Source organism: Blastococcus sp. TF02-09, from assembly GCF_003319105.1.
GTDB lineage: Bacteria > Actinomycetota > Actinomycetes > Mycobacteriales > Geodermatophilaceae > Blastococcus.
This window is the reverse complement of record NZ_QOHH01000007.1, coordinates 161690-178787: the sequence shown is the minus strand read 5'-3', so window position 1 is coordinate 178787 and position 17098 is coordinate 161690. Positions and strand designations below refer to the sequence as shown.

The 17098-nt window shown below is 72.9% G+C and carries 18 protein-coding genes; 7 read left to right on the top strand and 11 right to left on the bottom strand.

All coding sequences use genetic code 11. The features are described 5' to 3' along the window. Positions 1-15: 15 nt before the first annotated feature. Complete coding sequence (locus tag DQ239_RS12645; protein ID WP_113834761.1) at positions 16-1962, bottom strand: fumarate reductase/succinate dehydrogenase flavoprotein subunit; 1947 nt, start codon at positions 1960-1962, stop codon at positions 16-18. Between the two features lie 29 nt (positions 1963-1991). Then, positions 1992-2693: a succinate dehydrogenase cytochrome b subunit gene (locus DQ239_RS12640; RefSeq protein ID WP_113834760.1), complete on the bottom strand. Its 702-nt coding sequence runs from the start codon at positions 2691-2693 to the stop codon at positions 1992-1994. 203 nt (positions 2694-2896) lie between these two features. Here DQ239_RS12640 and DQ239_RS12635 point away from each other — a divergent pair, with 203 nt between their 5' ends. The 3 genes from DQ239_RS12635 to DQ239_RS12625 are packed head-to-tail and all read left to right on the top strand — an operon-like array spanning position 2897 to position 5819. Further along, on the top strand, positions 2897-3505 hold the full coding sequence (locus DQ239_RS12635; RefSeq protein WP_113834837.1) for a molybdopterin-dependent oxidoreductase: 609 nt from the start codon (positions 2897-2899) through the stop codon (positions 3503-3505). Then, entirely contained in the window at positions 3498-4205 is a 708-nt protein-coding gene (locus DQ239_RS12630) for an FAD-binding oxidoreductase (protein WP_233489144.1), read from the top strand. Before DQ239_RS12635 ends, DQ239_RS12630 begins: the two co-directional genes overlap by 8 nt. A 27-nt stretch (positions 4206-4232) precedes the next feature. Further along, the gene (locus DQ239_RS12625; RefSeq protein ID WP_113834759.1) at positions 4233-5819 is read left to right on the top strand and encodes a succinic semialdehyde dehydrogenase; all 1587 of its coding nucleotides are present in this window, start codon (positions 4233-4235) and stop codon (positions 5817-5819) included. A 63-nt stretch (positions 5820-5882) separates the two neighbouring features. Here DQ239_RS12625 and DQ239_RS12620 read toward each other — a convergent pair whose 3' ends face one another. Beyond that, positions 5883-8000, bottom strand: a complete 2118-nt coding sequence (locus DQ239_RS12620) for a catalase (RefSeq protein WP_113834758.1) — start codon at positions 7998-8000, stop codon at positions 5883-5885. An 83-nt stretch (positions 8001-8083) separates the two neighbouring features. Beyond that, a complete protein-coding gene (locus DQ239_RS12615) occupies positions 8084-8887 on the bottom strand; it encodes an inositol monophosphatase family protein (RefSeq protein ID WP_113834757.1) in 804 nt (267 codons plus the stop codon). A 128-nt stretch (positions 8888-9015) separates the two neighbouring features. Between DQ239_RS12615 and DQ239_RS12610 the strand changes: the two genes are divergently transcribed. Next, positions 9016-9837, top strand: coding sequence for a formate/nitrite transporter family protein (locus DQ239_RS12610; protein WP_113834756.1), 822 nt, complete (start codon positions 9016-9018; stop codon positions 9835-9837). Positions 9838-9847: 10 nt separating this feature from the next. On the opposite strand, the gene DQ239_RS12605 is transcribed toward DQ239_RS12610, so the two are convergent. Beyond that, positions 9848-11002: a serine hydrolase domain-containing protein gene (locus tag DQ239_RS12605; RefSeq protein WP_113834755.1), complete on the bottom strand. Its 1155-nt coding sequence runs from the start codon at positions 11000-11002 to the stop codon at positions 9848-9850. Positions 11003-11070: 68 nt separating this feature from the next. Next, the gene (locus DQ239_RS12600; RefSeq protein ID WP_199582955.1) at positions 11071-11616 is read right to left on the bottom strand and encodes a DUF1990 domain-containing protein; all 546 of its coding nucleotides are present in this window, start codon (positions 11614-11616) and stop codon (positions 11071-11073) included. Between the two features lie 53 nt (positions 11617-11669). On the opposite strand from DQ239_RS12600, the gene DQ239_RS12595 reads away from it, so the two are divergent. The 3 genes from DQ239_RS12595 to DQ239_RS12585 are packed head-to-tail and all read left to right on the top strand — an operon-like array spanning position 11670 to position 13388. Next, on the top strand, positions 11670-12140 hold the full coding sequence (locus tag DQ239_RS12595; RefSeq protein WP_113834753.1) for an SAM-dependent methyltransferase: 471 nt from the start codon (positions 11670-11672) through the stop codon (positions 12138-12140). A 13-nt stretch (positions 12141-12153) separates the two neighbouring features. Further along, positions 12154-12999 (top strand): HipA family kinase, encoded by an 846-nt coding sequence (locus DQ239_RS12590; RefSeq protein WP_113834752.1) that lies wholly within the window; start codon positions 12154-12156, stop codon positions 12997-12999. Next, positions 12996-13388, top strand: coding sequence for a DUF3037 domain-containing protein (locus tag DQ239_RS12585; RefSeq protein ID WP_113834751.1), 393 nt, complete (start codon positions 12996-12998; stop codon positions 13386-13388). The genes DQ239_RS12590 and DQ239_RS12585 overlap by 4 nt, the downstream gene beginning before the upstream one ends. A gap of 92 nt (positions 13389-13480) precedes the next feature. On the opposite strand, the gene DQ239_RS12580 is transcribed toward DQ239_RS12585, so the two are convergent. Genes DQ239_RS12580 through DQ239_RS12560 form a run of 5 tightly spaced genes read right to left on the bottom strand, consistent with a single transcriptional unit; the run spans position 13481 to position 16923 of the window. Beyond that, positions 13481-14026, bottom strand: coding sequence for a DinB family protein (locus tag DQ239_RS12580; RefSeq protein WP_113834750.1), 546 nt, complete (start codon positions 14024-14026; stop codon positions 13481-13483). 37 nt (positions 14027-14063) lie between these two features. Next, the gene (locus DQ239_RS12575) at positions 14064-14354 is read right to left on the bottom strand and encodes a 4a-hydroxytetrahydrobiopterin dehydratase (RefSeq protein ID WP_113834749.1); all 291 of its coding nucleotides are present in this window, start codon (positions 14352-14354) and stop codon (positions 14064-14066) included. A 9-nt stretch (positions 14355-14363) separates the two neighbouring features. After that, the gene (locus DQ239_RS12570) at positions 14364-15074 is read right to left on the bottom strand and encodes a phosphoadenylyl-sulfate reductase (protein ID WP_113834748.1); all 711 of its coding nucleotides are present in this window, start codon (positions 15072-15074) and stop codon (positions 14364-14366) included. Beyond that, positions 15074-15253 carry a hypothetical protein gene (locus DQ239_RS12565; protein ID WP_199582969.1) on the bottom strand — a complete coding sequence of 60 codons (180 nt, stop codon included), beginning with the start codon at positions 15251-15253 and terminating at the stop codon, positions 15074-15076. The genes DQ239_RS12570 and DQ239_RS12565 overlap by 1 nt, the downstream gene beginning before the upstream one ends. After that, positions 15250-16923, bottom strand: coding sequence for a nitrite/sulfite reductase (locus tag DQ239_RS12560; RefSeq protein WP_113834747.1), 1674 nt, complete (start codon positions 16921-16923; stop codon positions 15250-15252). The genes DQ239_RS12565 and DQ239_RS12560 overlap by 4 nt, the downstream gene beginning before the upstream one ends. Between the last annotated feature and the right edge of the window lie 175 nt (positions 16924-17098).

Sequence of the window (17098 nt, the reverse complement as noted above, 5' to 3'; positions counted from 1 at the left end):
CTTCGTGGGTCGCTGTCACTTGTAGCTCCGCTGCGCGAGGTGGACGTACTCGTAGATGAGGTCTTCCTTGTGGAGGACCGGGGGCTGGTTCTCCGGCGTCCACTCCCAGGCGGCGACGTAGGCGAAGTGCTCGTCGTCGCGCAGTGCCTCGCCCTCGGGGGTCTGGCTCTCCGCCCGGAAGTGCCCGCCGCAGCTCTCGCGGCGGTGCAGTGCGTCGATGCACATGAGCTCGCCGAGCTCGATGAAGTCGGCGACGCGGCCGGCGTGCTCGAGCGTCTGGTTGAACGAGTGCCAGTCGCCGGTGACCTTGAGGTCGGTCCAGAACTCCTGGCGGATCTCGCGGATGCGGTCGATGGCCTTGCGCAGGCCCTCGTCGGTGCGCTCCATGCCGCACAGGTCCCACATCAGCTGGCCGAGCTCGCGGTGGAAGGACGCCGGCGTGCGGGTGCCGTTGATGCTGAGCAGCTTCTGCACCTGCTCCTGCACGCCCTGCAGCGCCTCGACGGCGGCGGGGTGGCTCTCGTCGACCTTCTCGAACGGGCCGTCGGCCAGGTAGCTGCTGATGGTCGACGGCAGGACGAAGTAGCCGTCGGCCAGGCCCTGCATGAGCGCGCTCGCCCCGAGGCGGTTGGCGCCGTGGTCGGAGAAGTTCGCCTCACCGATCACGAACATGCCGGGGATCGTCGACTGCAGGTCGTAGTCCACCCACAGCCCGCCCATCGTGTAGTGCACGGCAGGGTAGATCCGCATCGGGGTGGCGTACGGGTCCTCGCCGGTGATCTGGGCGTACATGTCGAAGAGGTTGCCGTACTTCGCCTCGACGGCGGGGCGGCCCAGGCGCTGGATGGCCTCGGCGAAGTCCAGATACACGCCCAGACCGCCGGGGCCGACGCCACGGCCCTCGTCGCACACGTTCTTCGCCTGGCGGGAGGCGATGTCGCGGGGCACCAGGTTGCCGAATGACGGGTAGAGCCGCTCGAGGTAGTAGTCCCGCTCGGACTCGGGGATGTCGCGGGGGTCGCGGTCGTCGCCGCGCTCCTTGGGCACCCACACGCGGCCGTCGTTGCGCAGCGACTCCGACATCAGGGTGAGCTTCGACTGGTAGTCGCCCTTGACCGGGATGCAGGTCGGGTGGATCTGCGTGTAGCAGGGGTTGGCGAAGTACGCGCCCCGCTTGTGCGCCCGCCAGATCGCCGTGGTGTTGGAGCCCTTGGCGTTCGTGGAGAGGTAGAAGACGTTGCTGTACCCGCCGCTGGCGAGCACCACGGCGTCGCCGAAGTGGGTGCTGAGCTCGCCGGTGACCAGGTCGCGGGCGACGATCCCGCGGGCGCGGCCGTCGACGACGATCAGGTCGAGCATCTCGGTGCGGGCGTTCTGCTCGACGCTGCCGGCCGCGATCTGCCGCTCGAGGGCCTGGTAGGCGCCGTAGAGCAGCTGCTGCCCCGTCTGGCCGCGGGCGTAGAAGGTGCGCGAGACCTGGGTGCCACCGAAGGAGCGGTTGTCCAGCAGCCCGCCGTACTCGCGGGCGAAGGGCACGCCCTGGGCGACCGCCTGGTCGATGATGTTGACGCTGACCTCGGCGAGGCGGTGCACGTTGTTCTCGCGGGCGCGGAAGTCGCCGCCCTTGACCGTGTCGTAGAACAGCCGGTGCACGCTGTCGCCGTCGTTGCGGTAGTTCTTCGCGGCGTTGATGCCACCCTGCGCGGCGACGCTGTGCGCGCGGCGCGGGCTGTCCTGGTACCAGAAGGACTTGACGTGGTAGCCGGCCTCGCCCAGCGTCGCGGCGGCCGAGCCACCGGCCAGGCCGGTGCCGACGACGATGATCGTCATCTTGCGGCGGTTGGTCGGGTTGACCAGGCGACCGCGGAACTTGCGCTCGCTCCAGCGCTCGCCGATCGGCACGTCCATCGGCGCCTTGGTGTCGGCGATCGGGTCGCCTTCGGTGAAGAGTTCGAGAGCCATGCCTGCGGGTCTCCTAGGCAGAAGAGTCATTAGTCGATCAGACCGAAGAGGACGGAGAAGGGCACGAGCAGGAAGCCCAGGGTGAGGACCGTGGCGATGGCGGTGGCGGTGTAGTTCACGGTCACCTCCCGGCGGCGGTTGCTCTGACCGAGGGTCTGGGTGGCGCTCCAGATGCCGTGGCGGAGGTGCATGCCCACGAGGATCACCGCGATCGCGTAGAAGGCGGTGGAGACGGGGTTGGAGAAGCTGGCGACCAGCTTGTCGTAGGGCCCGGAGTCGCCCGCGCTGTTGACCGTGCCCCACGTGAGGTCGAGCAGGTGCCAGATGACGAAGGCGGCGATGATGACGCCGCCCCAGCGCATGGTCCGCGAGGCGTAGCTCTGGGCGACGGCCTTCTTGGTGACGTACCCCTGGGGGCGGGCCCGCTTGGCCTGGCGCCACAGCGAGATCGCGGCCCACATGTGGGCGAACACGGCGACCAGCAGGACGATCCGGATCAGCCACAGCGCCGTCGCGCCCGGCAGCGCCGGGTTGCCGATGGTGCGGAGCCACTCCGAGTAGTGGTTGAAGTCCTCTTCGCCGGCGAAGGCCTTGAGGTTCCCGATCATGTGGGCGATCAGGTACAGCACCAGGATGATGCCGCTGATCGCCATGACGGCCTTCTTGAAGACCGAGGTGGTCTTCGCCGCCTTGGGGGCCCTGCGCTGCGTCGAGTCCGTCACCGTCACCACGGCGCCCAAACTAGGACCTTCCCGGGCCGCCCACCACGTCAACGCGCGGTGACACAGCTCTCGTAAGGGGTGCCTTACCGGGCCCCGCCCCGTTCACTGACAGGTCGGCCCGCGTTCACCGCGCCGTGGCGGGGAGTCCACATCCAGCAACGGCGGCCGCGGACGTGGGGTTCCCACCCGCCGGATGCGGAAGAGTGGGCCCCATGCCTGGACCCACCCGCGGCTTCCTGGGCCGCCGCCGCGACCGCGACCCCCGCCTCCCGCCCGGCCAGTACGACGTCGGCACCGACTGGCCCGTGCTCACCGCCGAGCCGACGCCGCGCATCGCACCGGAGACGTGGTCGATCACCGTCGACGGCGAGGTGGAGTCCCCGACCACGTGGGACTGGGACCAGGCGCACGCCCTGCCCCGGTCGGAGTACCGCGGCGACATCCACTGCGTCACCACCTGGTCGAAGTTCGGCACCTGGTTCGCCGGCGTCTCCGTCGACTCCCTGCTGGCGGCGGCCCGGCCGACGGCCGACGCGCGCTTCGTCATGGCGACCTCGAAGACCGGCTACACCACCAACCTGCCGCTGGAGCACGTCACCGGCGGCCAGGCCTGGGTCGTGTGGGAGTACGACGGCAAGCCGCTGCCGATCGAGCACGGCGGGCCGGTCCGGCTGCTCGTGCCGCACCTCTACTTCTGGAAGAGCGCCAAGTGGGTCACCCGGCTCACCCTCCTGCAGCGCGACCAGCCCGGCTTCTGGGAGCAGAACGGCTACCACGACCTCGGGGACCCCTGGCGCCAGCAGCGGTACCAAGGTGACTAAGGCCCCCGCGGGTGGCTGGACGACGGCGACGGTGTCGGGGGTGCGGCGCCCGATCCAGCGCTCGGTGCAGCTGCGGCTGGACGTGCACGACCGGATCGACCACCTGCCGGGGCAGCACTACGTCGTCCGGCTGACCGCCGAGGACGGCTACACCGCGCAGCGCTCGTACTCGGTGGCCTCCGCGCCCGGCGACCCGCTGGTCGAGCTGTTCGTGGAGCGGCTGGACGACGGCGAGGTGTCCACCTACCTCGCCGACGTCGTCGAGCCCGGTGACGAGCTGGAGGTGCGCGGGCCGATCGGCGGCTGGTTCGTGTGGGACGGCGGGACCCCGGCGCTGCTGGTGGCCGGCGGATCGGGCGTCGTCCCCTTCGTGTCGATGCTGCGGCACGCCCGCGCGACCGGGCAGGAGGACCTGCTGCGGATCGCCGTCTCCTCGCGCACCCTCGCCGGGCTGCCCTACGCCGACGAGCTCGCCGACGCCGGGGCGCTGATCGCGCTCACCCGCGAGCAGCACGGCATCCGCCCGGCCGGACGGCTGGCCGCCCACGAGCTGGTGCCGCTGTGGGAACCGGGGCAGACAGCCTACGTCTGCGGGTCGGCGTCCTTCGCCGAGGCGGCCACCCAGCTGCTCGAGACCGCGGGCGTGCCGGCGTCGTCCATCCGGGTGGAACGGTTCGGTCCCAGCGGCTCGCCTGCCTGATCTGCGGGTCAGGAGTAGGAAGGTCGCATGACGACCGCCGAGCTCGCCCCGACGGGCACCGCCGCACCCGGCCCCCTCGACCCCGCCCTCGTGGCCCGCCTGGCCGCGCTGGTCACCGCCGCGCCCGGCCGCCCGCGGCAGGCGTCGCGCGCCCCGTTCGACGGGGCGCTCGTCGGCGAGGTGCCCACCTGCACCGCCGAGGACGTCGCCGAGGCCCAGCGCCGGGCGCGCGCCGCGCAGGTCGAGTGGGCGGCCCGCCCCCTGTCCGAGCGGCGGGCGGTGCTGGACCGGTACCACGACCTGGTCCTCGAGCGGCAGGAGCAGATCCTCGACATCACCCAGGTCGAGACCGGCAAGAACCGGGTCAGCGCCTTCGAGGAGCTGGCCGACGTCGCCGCGACCGCGCGGTACTACGCCAACACCGCGGCGTCGCACCTGCGGCCCACGCGCCGGCAGGGGGCGCTCCCGCTGCTGACCCGCACCGTGGAGCACCACCACCCCAAGGGCCTGATCGGCGTCATCAGCCCGTGGAACTACCCGCTGACCCTCGCGGTGTCCGACGCCATCCCCGCCCTGCTCGCCGGCAACGGCATCGTGCTCAAGCCCGACGCGCAGACGCCGTTCACCGCGCTCATCGCCGTCGAGCTCCTGTTCGAGGCCGGCCTGCCCCGGGACCTGTTCCAGGTCGTCACCGGCGCGGGCCGGGTGCTCGGCGCGCCGCTGATCGAGGGCGTCGAGTACCTGATGTTCACCGGGTCCACCGCGACCGGCCGGATCGTGGCCGAGCAGTGCGCGCGGCGGCTGATCGGCTTCTCCGCCGAGCTGGGCGGCAAGAACCCGATGATCGTGCTGGCCGACGCCGACCTCGACAAGGCGGTCGACGGGGCGATCCGGGCCTGCTTCTCCAACTCCGGGCAGCTGTGCATCAGCGTCGAGCGGATGTACGTCGAGGACGCGATCTACGACCGCTTCGTCCCGGCCTTCGCCGAGCGGGTCAGGGCGATGAAGCTCGGCGCCGGGCTGGGCTGGGACGCCGACATGAGCTCGCTGGTCAGCGCCGACCAGCTCGACGTCGTCACCCGGCACGTCGACGACGCCGTCGCCAAGGGGGCCCGGGTGCTCGCGGGCGGGAAGCCGCGCCCCGACCTGGGCCCGCTGTTCTACGAGCCGACCGTGCTCGAGGGCGTGACCGACGAGATGGCGCTGGCCCGCGACGAGACCTTCGGGCCGGTCGTGGCGGTCGCCCGGGTGGCCGACGCCGAGGAGGCGGTGCGTCGCGCCAATGACACCGACTACGGGCTCAACGCCAGCATCTGGACCACGCCGAAGCGCGGCGCGCAGCTGGCCACCCGCATCCAGGCCGGCACGGTCAACGTCAACGAGGGGTATGCCGCGGCGTGGGCCTCGCACGACGCACCGATGGGCGGGATGAAGGACTCCGGCGTCGGCCGGCGGCACGGGCGCGAGGGCATCCTCAAGTACACCGAGGCGCAGACCGTCGCGGTCCAGCGCGGGATGTCCATGGGCCCGGTCCCGGGCCAGCCGCTGGAGAAGTACGCCTCGGTGATGACCGCCGGGCTCAAGCTGCTGAAGCGGGCGCCCTTCCTCAAGTGATGCGGCGGAGCCGATGAGGGGCGGGACGGCAGCTACCGCCCCGCCCCTCGTCGGCCTACCGGGTCAGACGGTGGGCGGCACCATCGAAGAGCGCACCAGCGGGGTGCGGTCCCAGGCCCGGTGCATGCCGAGCGCCGCCACCGTGGCAGCCGCCAGCTTGGCGTTGGCCTTCTTCCCGGTGAGGACGCCGGGCGCCTCCGGGTCGATGCCGGCCGCCTTCAGCACCTCGACGCCGTCACCCCAGGCGCCGACCGCCTTCAGGTGGCGGAAGGCCTCCTGCAGCATCACCAGCGCGCGGAAGTCGCCGTCCTTCGGGGCGCCGTGGGCGACGACGAGGGCGTCGAACTCGATCGACCGGCCGGTCGCGAAGGTGCGCTCCACGATCTCGACGGTCTTGCCCTTGACCAGCTGACCGCCGTGCGGGGCGATGACCCGCAGCAGCGCGCCCTCGGCCTCCAGGGCCTTCCGCAGCGTGGCGATGCCGTCCAGGTCGGCGCCGGGGCCGGCCACCACGCCGACGATCCGGCCCTCGATCGGGAAGGGGGTCGGCGTGATCTGGCGCAGGGCGGGGGACTGCGACCGCGTCTTCTCCGCCTTGATCTTCTTCGGCACCGGCAGGCCCAGACCGGCGGCGACCTGCGCGCAGAGCGTCGCGTCGATGCGGGCCAGCACCGTCAGCGCGCGCTCCTTGATCGCCTGCTCGTAGCACTTGCCGAGCTCGAAGGTGTACGCGTCGATCACGTGCTGCTGCTCGACGCTGGTCAGGCTCTGGTAGAACAGCGCCGGCTGCGAGAAGTGGTCGTCGAACGACGCGGGCGCGGTCCGGCCCACCTCGCCCTCGACGTGCCGGGGCACCTGCACGTAGCCGCCCTCGGACCAGTCGGACGGGAAGGGCACGCCGTCGTCGATGCTGTTGGGCGTGTACGGCGCCTGCCCGGTGTGCACCGCGTGCTGGTGGAAGCCGTCCCTGGTGTTGTCGTTCACCGGGGCGTGCGGCCGGTTGATCGGGATCTGCGTGAAGTTGGGTCCGCCCAGCCGGGTCAGCTGGGTGTCGAGGTAGGAGAAGTTGCGGCCCTGCAGCAGCGGGTCGTTGGTGCCCTCGATGCCCGGGACGAGGTGGCCGGTGTGGAAGGCGACCTGCTCGGTCTCGGCGAAGAAGTTCGTCGGATTGGCGTTCAGGACCAGGGTGCCGATGATCTGCACCGGTGCCAGCTCCTCCGGCACGATCTTGGTCGGGTCGAGCAGGTCGATCCCCTCGAAGGTCTCGTCCGGGGTGTCGGGGAAGACCTGGATGCCGAGGTCCCACTCGGGGAAGGCGCCGTTCTCGATGGCGTCGTAGAGGTCGCGGCGGTGGAAGTCGGGGTCGACGCCCGCGGCGATCTGCGCCTCCTCCCAGGTGAGGGAGTGCACGCCGAGCCGCGGCTTCCAGTGGAACTTGACCAGGGTCGTGCCCCGCTCGCCGTTCACCAGCCGGAAGGTGTGGACGCCGAAGCCCTCCATCGTCCGGTAGCTGCGCGGGATGCCGCGGTCGCTCATGTTCCAGATCGTGTGGTGGGTCGCCTCGGTGTGGAGGGTGACGAAGTCCCAGAAGGTGTCGTGCGCCGACTGCGCCTGCGGGATCTCCCGGTCCGGGTGCGGCTTGCCCGCGTGGATGATGTCGGGGAACTTGATCGCGTCCTGGATGAAGAAGACCGGCATGTTGTTGCCGACCAGGTCCCAGGTCCCTTCCTTCGTGTAGAACTTCGTCGCGAAGCCGCGGGTGTCGCGCACCGTGTCGGCCGAGCCGCGCGAACCCAGCACCGTGGAGAACCGGACGAACACCGGCGTCTCCAGCCCCTCCTCCGCCAGGACGGCGGCCCGCGTCACCGACGCCGCCGCGCCGTTGGCGGTGAAGACGCCGTGCGCGCCCGCGCCGCGGGCGTGGACCACGCGCTCCGGGATGCGCTCGTGGTCGAAGTGCATGATCTTCTCGCGCAGGTGGAAGTCCTCGAGGAGGACCGGACCGCGCGGACCAGCCTTGAGCGAGTGGTCGGTGTCGGGCAGGCGCACGCCGTTCGGCGTGGTCAGCCGGTCGCCGGCCTGGGCGCGGGGATCGCGGCCCTCCTCCGGGCCGTCGTGACCGACGCCGGTCGGGCTCACCGTCTTCGGTGCGGACTGGTCTGGCTTGCGTGCGGGGGGCATGGGGCTCCTGACTGAGCGGGCGTGGACCAGTGCGCGCTACCCGGAGCGCCTTCCCGCACAAACGGCACGTGGCGGTCCGCGGGTCAGCGGTCGGCGCGCTCGCGGAGGGCGGCGAAGTCCCGCCCGTGCGGCAGTCCGGCGACGAGCTCCAGCAGGGCGTCGTGCAGCCGGCCGTTGCTCGCCAGCACCGACCCGTCGCCGCGGAGGACGTCGCGCCCCGACAGGTCGGTGACCCGCCCGCCGGCCTCGCCCACCAGCAGCGGGAGGACGGCGAGGTCCTCGTAGCCGATGGGCGCACCGGCGATCACCAGCGCGTCGGCCAGCCCGGTGGCCAGGTCGACGTCGCCCTTGGTCCACGGCTGCAGGTAGAGCTCGCGGTGCAGGGTGAGCAGCAGCTCCTCCGACCACGCCAGCGGGTTGAGCATCTCGACCAGGGCACCGCGCAGCCGTTCGTGGTCGTTGACCCGCACCTGGCGGACCGGCCGCCCCGCCAGCGAGTGCCAGCAGCCCAGCCCCCGCCCGGCGTAGAGCAGCTCGTCGCTCATCGGGTAGCCGGCCACCGCCGCGAGCGGGCCCTCGGCGTCCTCGACCGCCAGCAGCACGTTGAACGTGGGCACCCGCTGGGCGAAGAGGCTGGTGCCGTTGATCGGGTCGAGCACCCACCGGCGGCGGTCGGTGCCGGGAGAGATGTCCGACTCCTTGCCGAGCACGGCGTCGTCGGGGTACCGGGCGGCGATGCGGGTCCGCAGCAGCCGCTCGACCTCCACCTCGACCGGGCTCGCCCCGCCGGCGCCGGACCGCGGGCTTGCCACGGTGAACCACCGGGCGGCCAGCCCGCCGGCCTCCTCGACCAGCTCCACGGCGTACTCGAGCAGGTCGCGGTCCACGGCTCCCGATCCTGCTGGTCGCGGCGCCGCGGGGCGACCCGACCGGGCGCGCCGACGTGTGCCCGGGCCGGCCGGGGGTAGCGCCTCTGCGCCGCGGCCGCCCGAGAGCGCGGCGGGAAGTGGGACCCGTGGCCACCGACGAGGTACGCAGCCGGCTCGGCGAGACCGACGCCCCGGAGGAGGACGAGCTCGCCCGGGCCTTCGACCGGATCGTCACCCAGGGCGCCCAGCGGCTGCACCGGACCTGGCGCGAGGTGCTCACCACCGGTCTCGCCGGAGGGCTGGAGGTGGGCGTGGGCGTGGTCGCCCTGCTCGCCGTCTACGCCGAGACCGGCAGCCACCTGCTGGCCGGTCTCGCCTTCGGCATCGGCTTCGTCGCCCTCCTGCTGGCCCGGAGCGAGCTGTTCACCGAGGGCTTCCTGGTGCCGGTCACCGCCGTCGTCGCCGGGCGTGCGAGGGCCGGTCAGCTGGCCAGGCTGTGGGCCGGGACGCTGGTGGCCAACCTGGTCGGCGGCTGGCTGGCGATGTGGATCGTCGTCCACGCGCTGCCGGAGCTGGGTGCGACGGCGATCGAGTCGGCCACCACCTTCGTCGACGCGCCGCTGGACCTGCAGTCGGCGTGCCTGGCCTTCCTCGCCGGCAGCTGCATCACGCTGATGACCCGCATGCAGCAGGGGGCGGAGTCCGAGACCGGGAGGATCGTCGCCGCCATCGCGGGCGCCTTCGTCCTGGCGGGCCTCGTGCTCTTCCACTCGATCCTGGACTCGCTGATCGTCTTCGCCGGCATCCACGCCGGCGGGCCGTTCGGCTACGCCGACTGGCTCGCCTGGTTCTGGTACACGACGCTGCTCAACATGGCCGGCGGCCTGCTGGTGGTCACCGCCCTGCGGCTGGTGCGCAGCAAGGACCTGATCGAGCGCGAGCGGCAGGACGCCCGCGCCGAGGGTTAGGAGCCCGTAGCTAGCGCGGGCCGAAGGCGACCGCCCGGAACGCGTCGAACAGCGGCGGCGGGGTGGGGGAGCTCCACATCTGGTTGGTCAGCAGCACCGCCGACACCCCGGTGCGCGGATCGGTCCACCACGAGCTGCCCAGCCCGCCGTCCCAGCCGAAGGAGCCTGCCGAGCGGCCGCCGGGTTCGTCGGTCCGGCGCACGCCCAGCCCCAGCCCCCAGCCACCGCCCTCGTCGTCGACCGGGCCGGCCTGCTCGGTGAGCATCTCCCGGACCGTGGCCTCCCGGAGGACGGGCCGACCGTCCGGGGCCCGGCCGCCGCGGCACAGCATGGCGGCGACGGCTGCGAGGTCGTCGACGGTCGAGACCAGCCCGTCACCGGCGTCGGGGAACGCGGGCGGCCGGCTCCACTGCCCGTCCGGCGGGTCGTAGCACTCGTGCCGCCCCTCGGTGTCCGGCGGCGTCCAGTGCGGGCCGAGCCGGGGCAGCGCGGCGGCGGGGACGCCGAACCCGGTGTCGGACATGCCCAGGGGCTCCAGCACCCGCTCGGTGAGCACGTCCGGCAAGGGCCGGCCGGCGGCCCGGGCGACCAGGACGCCGAGCACCGAGGCGCCGACGTGGTAGAGCCAGCGCTCCCCGGGCTGGTGGGCCAGGGGCACCGTGGCCACCCGTCGCAGCCACTCGTCCGGCGGGGGCGCGGCCTGCGGCTGCGGCGGCCCGGCCGGCAGACCGGTGGCGGCGAGCGCGGCCATGGTGGGCGACGGCCACGGGGCGGTGAAGTCCATCCCCAGCCCCAGCCGGAAGGTCAGCACGTCGCGCACGGTGATCGCCCGCCGGGCCGGCACGGTGCCCGCGGAGGCGTCGGTGGCATCGGTGAGCACCACCCGGTCGGCCAGCTCGGGCAGGTGCGCCTCCACCGGCCCGTCCAGGTCGAGCAGGCCGGCGTCGACCAGGGTCAGAGCGGCGACGGCGACCACCGGCTTGGTCACGGAGGAGAGCCGGAAGACGTCGTCGGCGTGCACCGCGTCGTCCCCGCCGGGGGTGTGCGTGCCCGCCGCGCCGACGGCCACCTCGCCGCCGCGGTCGACGCGCCAGGCCGCGCCGGGCACCTGCCCCTCGGCCACCGCGGCGGCGACCACCGCCTCGACGTCCGCTGCCAGCCCCATGCGTCTGCTCCTCGTCCGTGGATGTGCAGTACCGACCCGCCGGTGGCCGGGGACTCATCGGCGGGCGGTCAGCCCGCGGCGGCCCGGCCGATCGCGGCGAGGTACCGCCTGGTGCCCAGGCGCTGCAGCACCAGGCTCAACGGCCCGGCCAGCCGGGCGGCGGGGGAGGCCAGCCGGAAGAACACCCGGATCTCGTAGACGACGTCGCCGCCGGGCAGGAGCCGGACGGTGAACCGCTCTTCGCCGCTCTCCGGATGCCCGGCGAGCGTGCCGTAGCTGAACCCGCGCTCGTTCCCCGTGGTGCGCGCCTCGACCACCCGGCAGGGCAGCTCGACGCCCAGCCGCGGCAGGCCGAAGGTGAGGACGACGACGGTGCCGGGCACGCCGGCCGGGCCGTCGGCGCGCACGTGGAAGCCGACGCTGCGCTGCGCCCGCCAGTCGAACACCGCGGCCACCGCCCGCTCGAAGTCCGCCCGGCCGGAGCCGACGACGGTCGAGTACGTCGCGGTGCGGTAGCCCGTGGGCAACGCCGCCGCGCCCGTGCCGCCCACCTCGGCGTAGCTGAACGGCGCGTCCGCCAGCCCCGCGGGGTCGGTCGCGCGGAACAGGCCCATGTCCTGCAGTTTCCCGCATCGGGCGGCGGGTGCCCGGCTGGCAGGCTGCGGGCATGGAGATGACCCCGATCGGCTCGGTCCACTCACCCCGCACCGAGCCGCTGGACGACGACTGGGACACCGTCACGTCGACCATCACGCTCGACGCCGAGCGGTTCACCCCCGACGCGCTCGACGGGCTGGACGCGTTCTCCCACGTGGAGGTCGTCTACGTCTTCGACCGGGTGGACCCGGCCGGCGTCCAGGCCGGCGCGCGGCACCCGCGCAACAACCCCGCCTGGCCCCGGGTCGGCATCTTCGCCCAGCGCGCCAAGGGCCGGCCCAACCGCATCGGGGTCACCGTCTGCCGGCTGCTCGCCGTCGACGGGCTGACCCTCACCGTGCACGCGCTGGACGCCATCGACGGGAGCCCGGTGCTCGACGTGAAGCCCTACCTCGCCGAGTTCGCCCCGCGGGGCGAGGTGCGGCAACCCGCCTGGTCCCACGAGCTGATGGCCGGCTACTGGCAGGCGGCTCCCCGGTAGGGTCGCCCGCACTGTGCTCGCCTCCGTCACCGCCACCCGCTACGTCACCCCGCTGCGCGAGGGTGGCTCGCTGCCGGGGCTCATGGAGGCCGACGACCTCGGCACCTACGTGGTCAAGTGGCAGGCCGCCGGGCAGGGCGTGAACGTGCTGGTCGCCGAGGTGGTCTGCGGCGAGCTGGCCCGCGCGCTGGACCTGCCGGTGCCCACCCTGGTGACCGTGGACGTCGCCCCGGAGCTCGCGGTGGGGGAGCCCGACGTCGAGGTGCAGGAGCTGCTGCAGCGCTCCGCCGGGCTCAACCTGGGTCTGGACTACCTGCCCGGCGCCCTCGATTTCGAGGCCGGTGCCGACGGCGTGGACGGCGAGCTCGCCGGCCGGGTGCTCTGGTTCGACGCGCTCGTCGGCAACGTCGACCGCTCGTGGCGCAACCCGAACATGCTCTTCTGGCACGACCGGCTCCAGCTCATCGACCACGGCGCCGCGCTCACGTTCCACCACCACTGGCCGGGAGCGGCCGCCGCGGTGGCCCGGCCCTACGACGCGTCGGCGCACGCGCTGATCGAGTGCGCGCCCGACGTCGCCGCCGCCGACGCCACGCTGGCCCCGCGGGTCACGCGCGAGGTGCTCGACGGCGTCCTGGCCCAGGTGCCCGACCAGTGGCTGCAGGGCGACCCCCCGGCGGAGCTGCGCGACCGGTACTCCGGGCAGCTCCTCGCCCGGCTCGCCGCGCGCGACGCCTGGCTGCCGGGGCTGGTCGCGGCCGCCGAGGCCGGGGGAGCGGGCCGCCGCCGGGCGCCGCGGGGGGAGAACCGCCCGGCGTGGCTGGGCCCGCCGCCGCCGGAAGGGGTCACCCAGCGATGAGCCGCGACACGTTCGAGTACGCGGTGCTGCGCGTGGTGCCCCGCGTCGAGCGCGGTGAGTTCCTCAACGCCGGCGTCCTCGTCTACTGCCGTCAGCGGGACTACCTCGGCTCGCGGGTGCACCTCGACCCGGAGCGGCTGCGCGTGCTCGATCCCACGGCCGACGCGGTGGCGATCGGCCGCGCGCTGCAGGCCGCGGCGGACGTCTGCGCCGCCGACCCGGGTGCGGGGGCGGCCGGCCGGGAGGCGCTCGGGTCGCGCTTCCGCTGGCTCACCGCCCCGCGCAGCACCGTCGTCCAGACCGGTCCGGTGCACACGGGGCTGACCGCCGATCCCGACGCCGAGGCCGACCGGCTGTTCGGCCTGCTGGTGCTGCCCGTCCGCGCCTGACCCCACCCCGCTTCTCCGCGGAAAAGCGGCCTGATCTTCCGCGGAAAAGCGGCCTGCTTTTCCGCGGAAAAGCAGGTAGGGGCGGGGTCCGCTCAGTAACCCGTGCGGCCGTCGAGCGCCTCGCGGAGCAGGTCCATGTGGCCGAGGTATCGGGCGTACTCCTCGACGAGGTGGGTGAGGATCCAGCGCAGGTTGACCGGCTCGCCGCGGCGCAGGCCGCGGACCGGCGTGTCGAGGTCGGTCCACGCCGCCGCGTTGGCCCGGGTCAGCTCGAGCTCCGCCCGGTAGGCGGCGACGTCCGCGCCGGCGGTGGTGGGGTCGACGTCGTCGAAGTCGCCGTCCCGGCTGGCGGGGGTGCAGTAGTAGTCGGGGACGTCGGCCTCGTCGAGCAGGACGACGCGGAGCCAGTAGGCCTCGACCTCGGTGAGGTGCCGCACCACGCCGATCAGGCTCAGGGACGACGGCGGGATCGGACGGGCGGCGAGCTGGGCCGCGTCGAGTCCGGCGATCTTCAGCAGCACCGTGTCGCGGTAGAAGTCGACCCAGTGGTCGAGCACCTCGCGCTCGGCCCCCGTCATCGGCCCCCGGGCCCGCGTGTCCGGCTGCTCCGGCACCACCACGGCGTCGTCCGCTCTCATGCCCAGACCTTCGCACCCTGGTGGACGGCGGCGTCCGTCAGGGGAGCAGGGCGTCGATGCGGCGGGCGAGCTCGAGATCCAGCTCGCTCACGCCGCCCGCGGAGTGGCTGACCAGCGTGAGGTGCAGCGTGCGCCACCGCACGTCGATGTCGGGGTGGTGGTCCATCTCCTCAGCGACGTCCGCGATGGCGACGATCGCGGCGACGGCGTCACGGAAGCTCGGCAGCTCCACGGTGCGCCGCAGCCCGTCGGCGTCGCCGGACCACGCCGGCAGCCCGGCCAGCGCGGCGGCGACGTCGTCAGGTGACAGACGTGGTGGGCGCGCCATGAGGCCCTCTCAGGTGTGCAGGCCGCACTCGGTCTTGGTGGAGCCCGCCCAGCGCCCGGCGCGCGGGTCCTCGCCCGGAGCCACCGGGCGGGTGCACGGCGCGCAGCCGATCGAGCCGTAGCCCAGCTCGAACAGCGGGTTGACCGGCACCTGGTGCTCGGCGATGTAGCCGTCGACGTCGGCCTGGGTCCAGGCGGCGATCGGGTTGACCTTCACCATGCCGCGCTTGGCGTCCCAGTCGACCAGCTTCGTGCCGGCGCGGGTCGCGGACTCGTCGCGGCGGACACCGGAACCCCAGGCGGAGTAGCCGGACAGCGTCTCGGCCAGCGGCTGCACCTTGCGGAGCGAGCAGCACAGGTCGGGGTCGCGCTCGAAGAGCTTCGGCCCGTGGGCGAGCTCCTGCTCCGCGGGCGTCTGCGGGGCGGTGACGTTGACCAGGGTCACCGGCAGCACACCGGTGATCCAGTCACGGGTGCCGATCGTCTCGGCGAAGTGGAAGCCGGTGTCGAGGAAGATGACGTGTACGCCGGGGATCGCCCGGCTCGCGAGGTGCGCGAGCAGGCCGTCGGCCATCGATGAGGTGATCGCGAACCGGTCGCCGAACGTCTCGCCGGCCCACTGGAGGGCGGCCAGCGCCTGCACGACCGGGTCGGCGATGGCACCGAACCGGGCGTCGGCCTCGGCGGCCAGCTCCGGTGTCGCTGCGATGGCGGTCGTCATCAGTGCTGCACTCCCGTTGCGATCAGACGGACGGAGAACGCCCGCAGGCAGGCGCTGCAGCGCCAGCCGTCGGCCGATTCGCCCTCGTGCGGGGTGAGGTCCTCGTCCCCGCAGTACGGGCAGTGGAACACCGGCAGCTGCCGGACCCTTCCCGACCCGCCGGTGTCCTCCTCGCTCACAGCAGCCAGTCCTCCTCGGCGCGCGACACGTAGTGGGCGAAGGACTCGCCGTCCGTGCGGCGGTCGAGGAAGCCGCGGAGCACCCGCTCGCAGTAGTCGGCCGTCTCGGCCTTGGTCACCTTGTGGCCGCGGAACTTGCGGCCGAAGGTCGCTTCGACGCCGAGGTGCCCACCCAGGTGCACCTGGAAGCCCTCGACCATCTCGCCCGAGTCGTCCTTGACCATCGAGCCCTTGAAGCCGATGTCCGCGGTCTGGAAGCGCGCGCAGCTGTTCGGGCAGCCGTTGACGTTGATCCCGATGGGCACGTCGAAGTCCGGCAGCCGCTTCTCCAGCTCCGCGTAGAGGTCCTGCGCGTGCTGCTTGGTCTCGACGATCGCCAGCTTGCAGAACTCCAGGCCGGTGCAGGCCATCGTCCCGCGGCGGAAGGCGCTCGGGCGCACCTGCAGGTCGTGCTCGGCCAGCGCCGCGACGAGGTCCTCGACCCGCTCGTCCGGGACGTCGAGGATGACCAGCTTCTGCTGCGTCGTCGTCCGGATCCGGCCCTGGCCGTACTCGTCGGCCAGGTTCGCGATCGTCGTGAGCAGCGAGCCGGTGATCCGCCCGGTGCGCAGCGCGAAGCCGACGGCGTTGCGGCCGTCCTTCTGCTTGCTGACGCCGACGTGGTCGCGCTGGTCGTGCTTGGCCGGGGCGGGCGCGGGGCCGTCGGGCAGGGCGCGGTGCAGGTACTCCTCCTGGAGCACCTGGCGGAACTTCTCCGGACCCCAGTCGGCCATCAGGAACTTGATCCGGGCGCGGTTGCGCTGCCGCCGGTAGCCGTAGTCGCGGAAGACCGACGTGACGCCGGCCCAGACCTCGGTCACCTCGTCGGGGCGGACGAAGACGCCGATCCGCTTGCCGAACATCGGGTTGGTCGACAGCCCGCCGCCGACCCACAGGTCGTAGCCGGCCTCGCCGGCCTCGTTGCGGACGCCGACGAACGCGACGTCGTCGATCTCGGGCTCGGTGCAGTGGTCGACGCAGCCGGACATCGACGTCTTCCACTTCCGCGGCAGGTTGCTGAACTCGGGGTTGCCGACGTACTTCTCCACCGTCTGCGCGATGACGTCGGTGGCGTCGATGACCTCGTCATCGAGGATGCCGGCCAGCGGGCACCCGAGCATGACGCGCGGCACGTCGCCGCACGCCTCCATCGTGGACAGGCCCACCGACTCCAGCCGGCGCCAGATCTCGGGGACGTCCTCGATGCGGATCCAGTGGTACTGGACGTTCTGCCGGTCGGTGACGTCGGCGACGTCCCGGCCGAACTCGGTGCTGATGCCGCCGATGACCCGCAGGGCGTCGCTGGTGAGCTGCCCGCTGTCGATGCGGGCCCGCATCATGAAGTACTTGTCCTCGAGCTCCTCGGGCTCCAGCACGGCGGTCTTGCCGCCGGGGATGCCCTGCGCCCGCTGGGTGTAGAGACCCATCCACCGCATCCGGCCGCGGAGGTCACCGGGGTCGATGCTGTCGAACCCGTTCTTCGAGTAGATGTCCAGGATCCGCTGACGGACCTCGAGGCCGTCGGAGTCCTTCTTCATCCGCTCGTTCGGGTTCAGCGGCTCCCGGTAGCCCAGAGCCCACTGGCCCTCGCCGCGCTTGGGGCGGTTGCTCGTGCGGGTGGGAGTCGTCACGTTCGGTACTTCTTCCTGCGCCTGACCCCGTCGCGGCGGCCGCCGCGGGTGTTCGGGTGGGCGCTGCCGGTTCGTTTCGCAGGGGATGTCTGCGCGGGGGGACCTGGGTCAGCGCGAGGCGCGACAGGCGGCGCTGGAGACGCGCGCGAGATCGATGTGCAGGCGCGCGACGAGG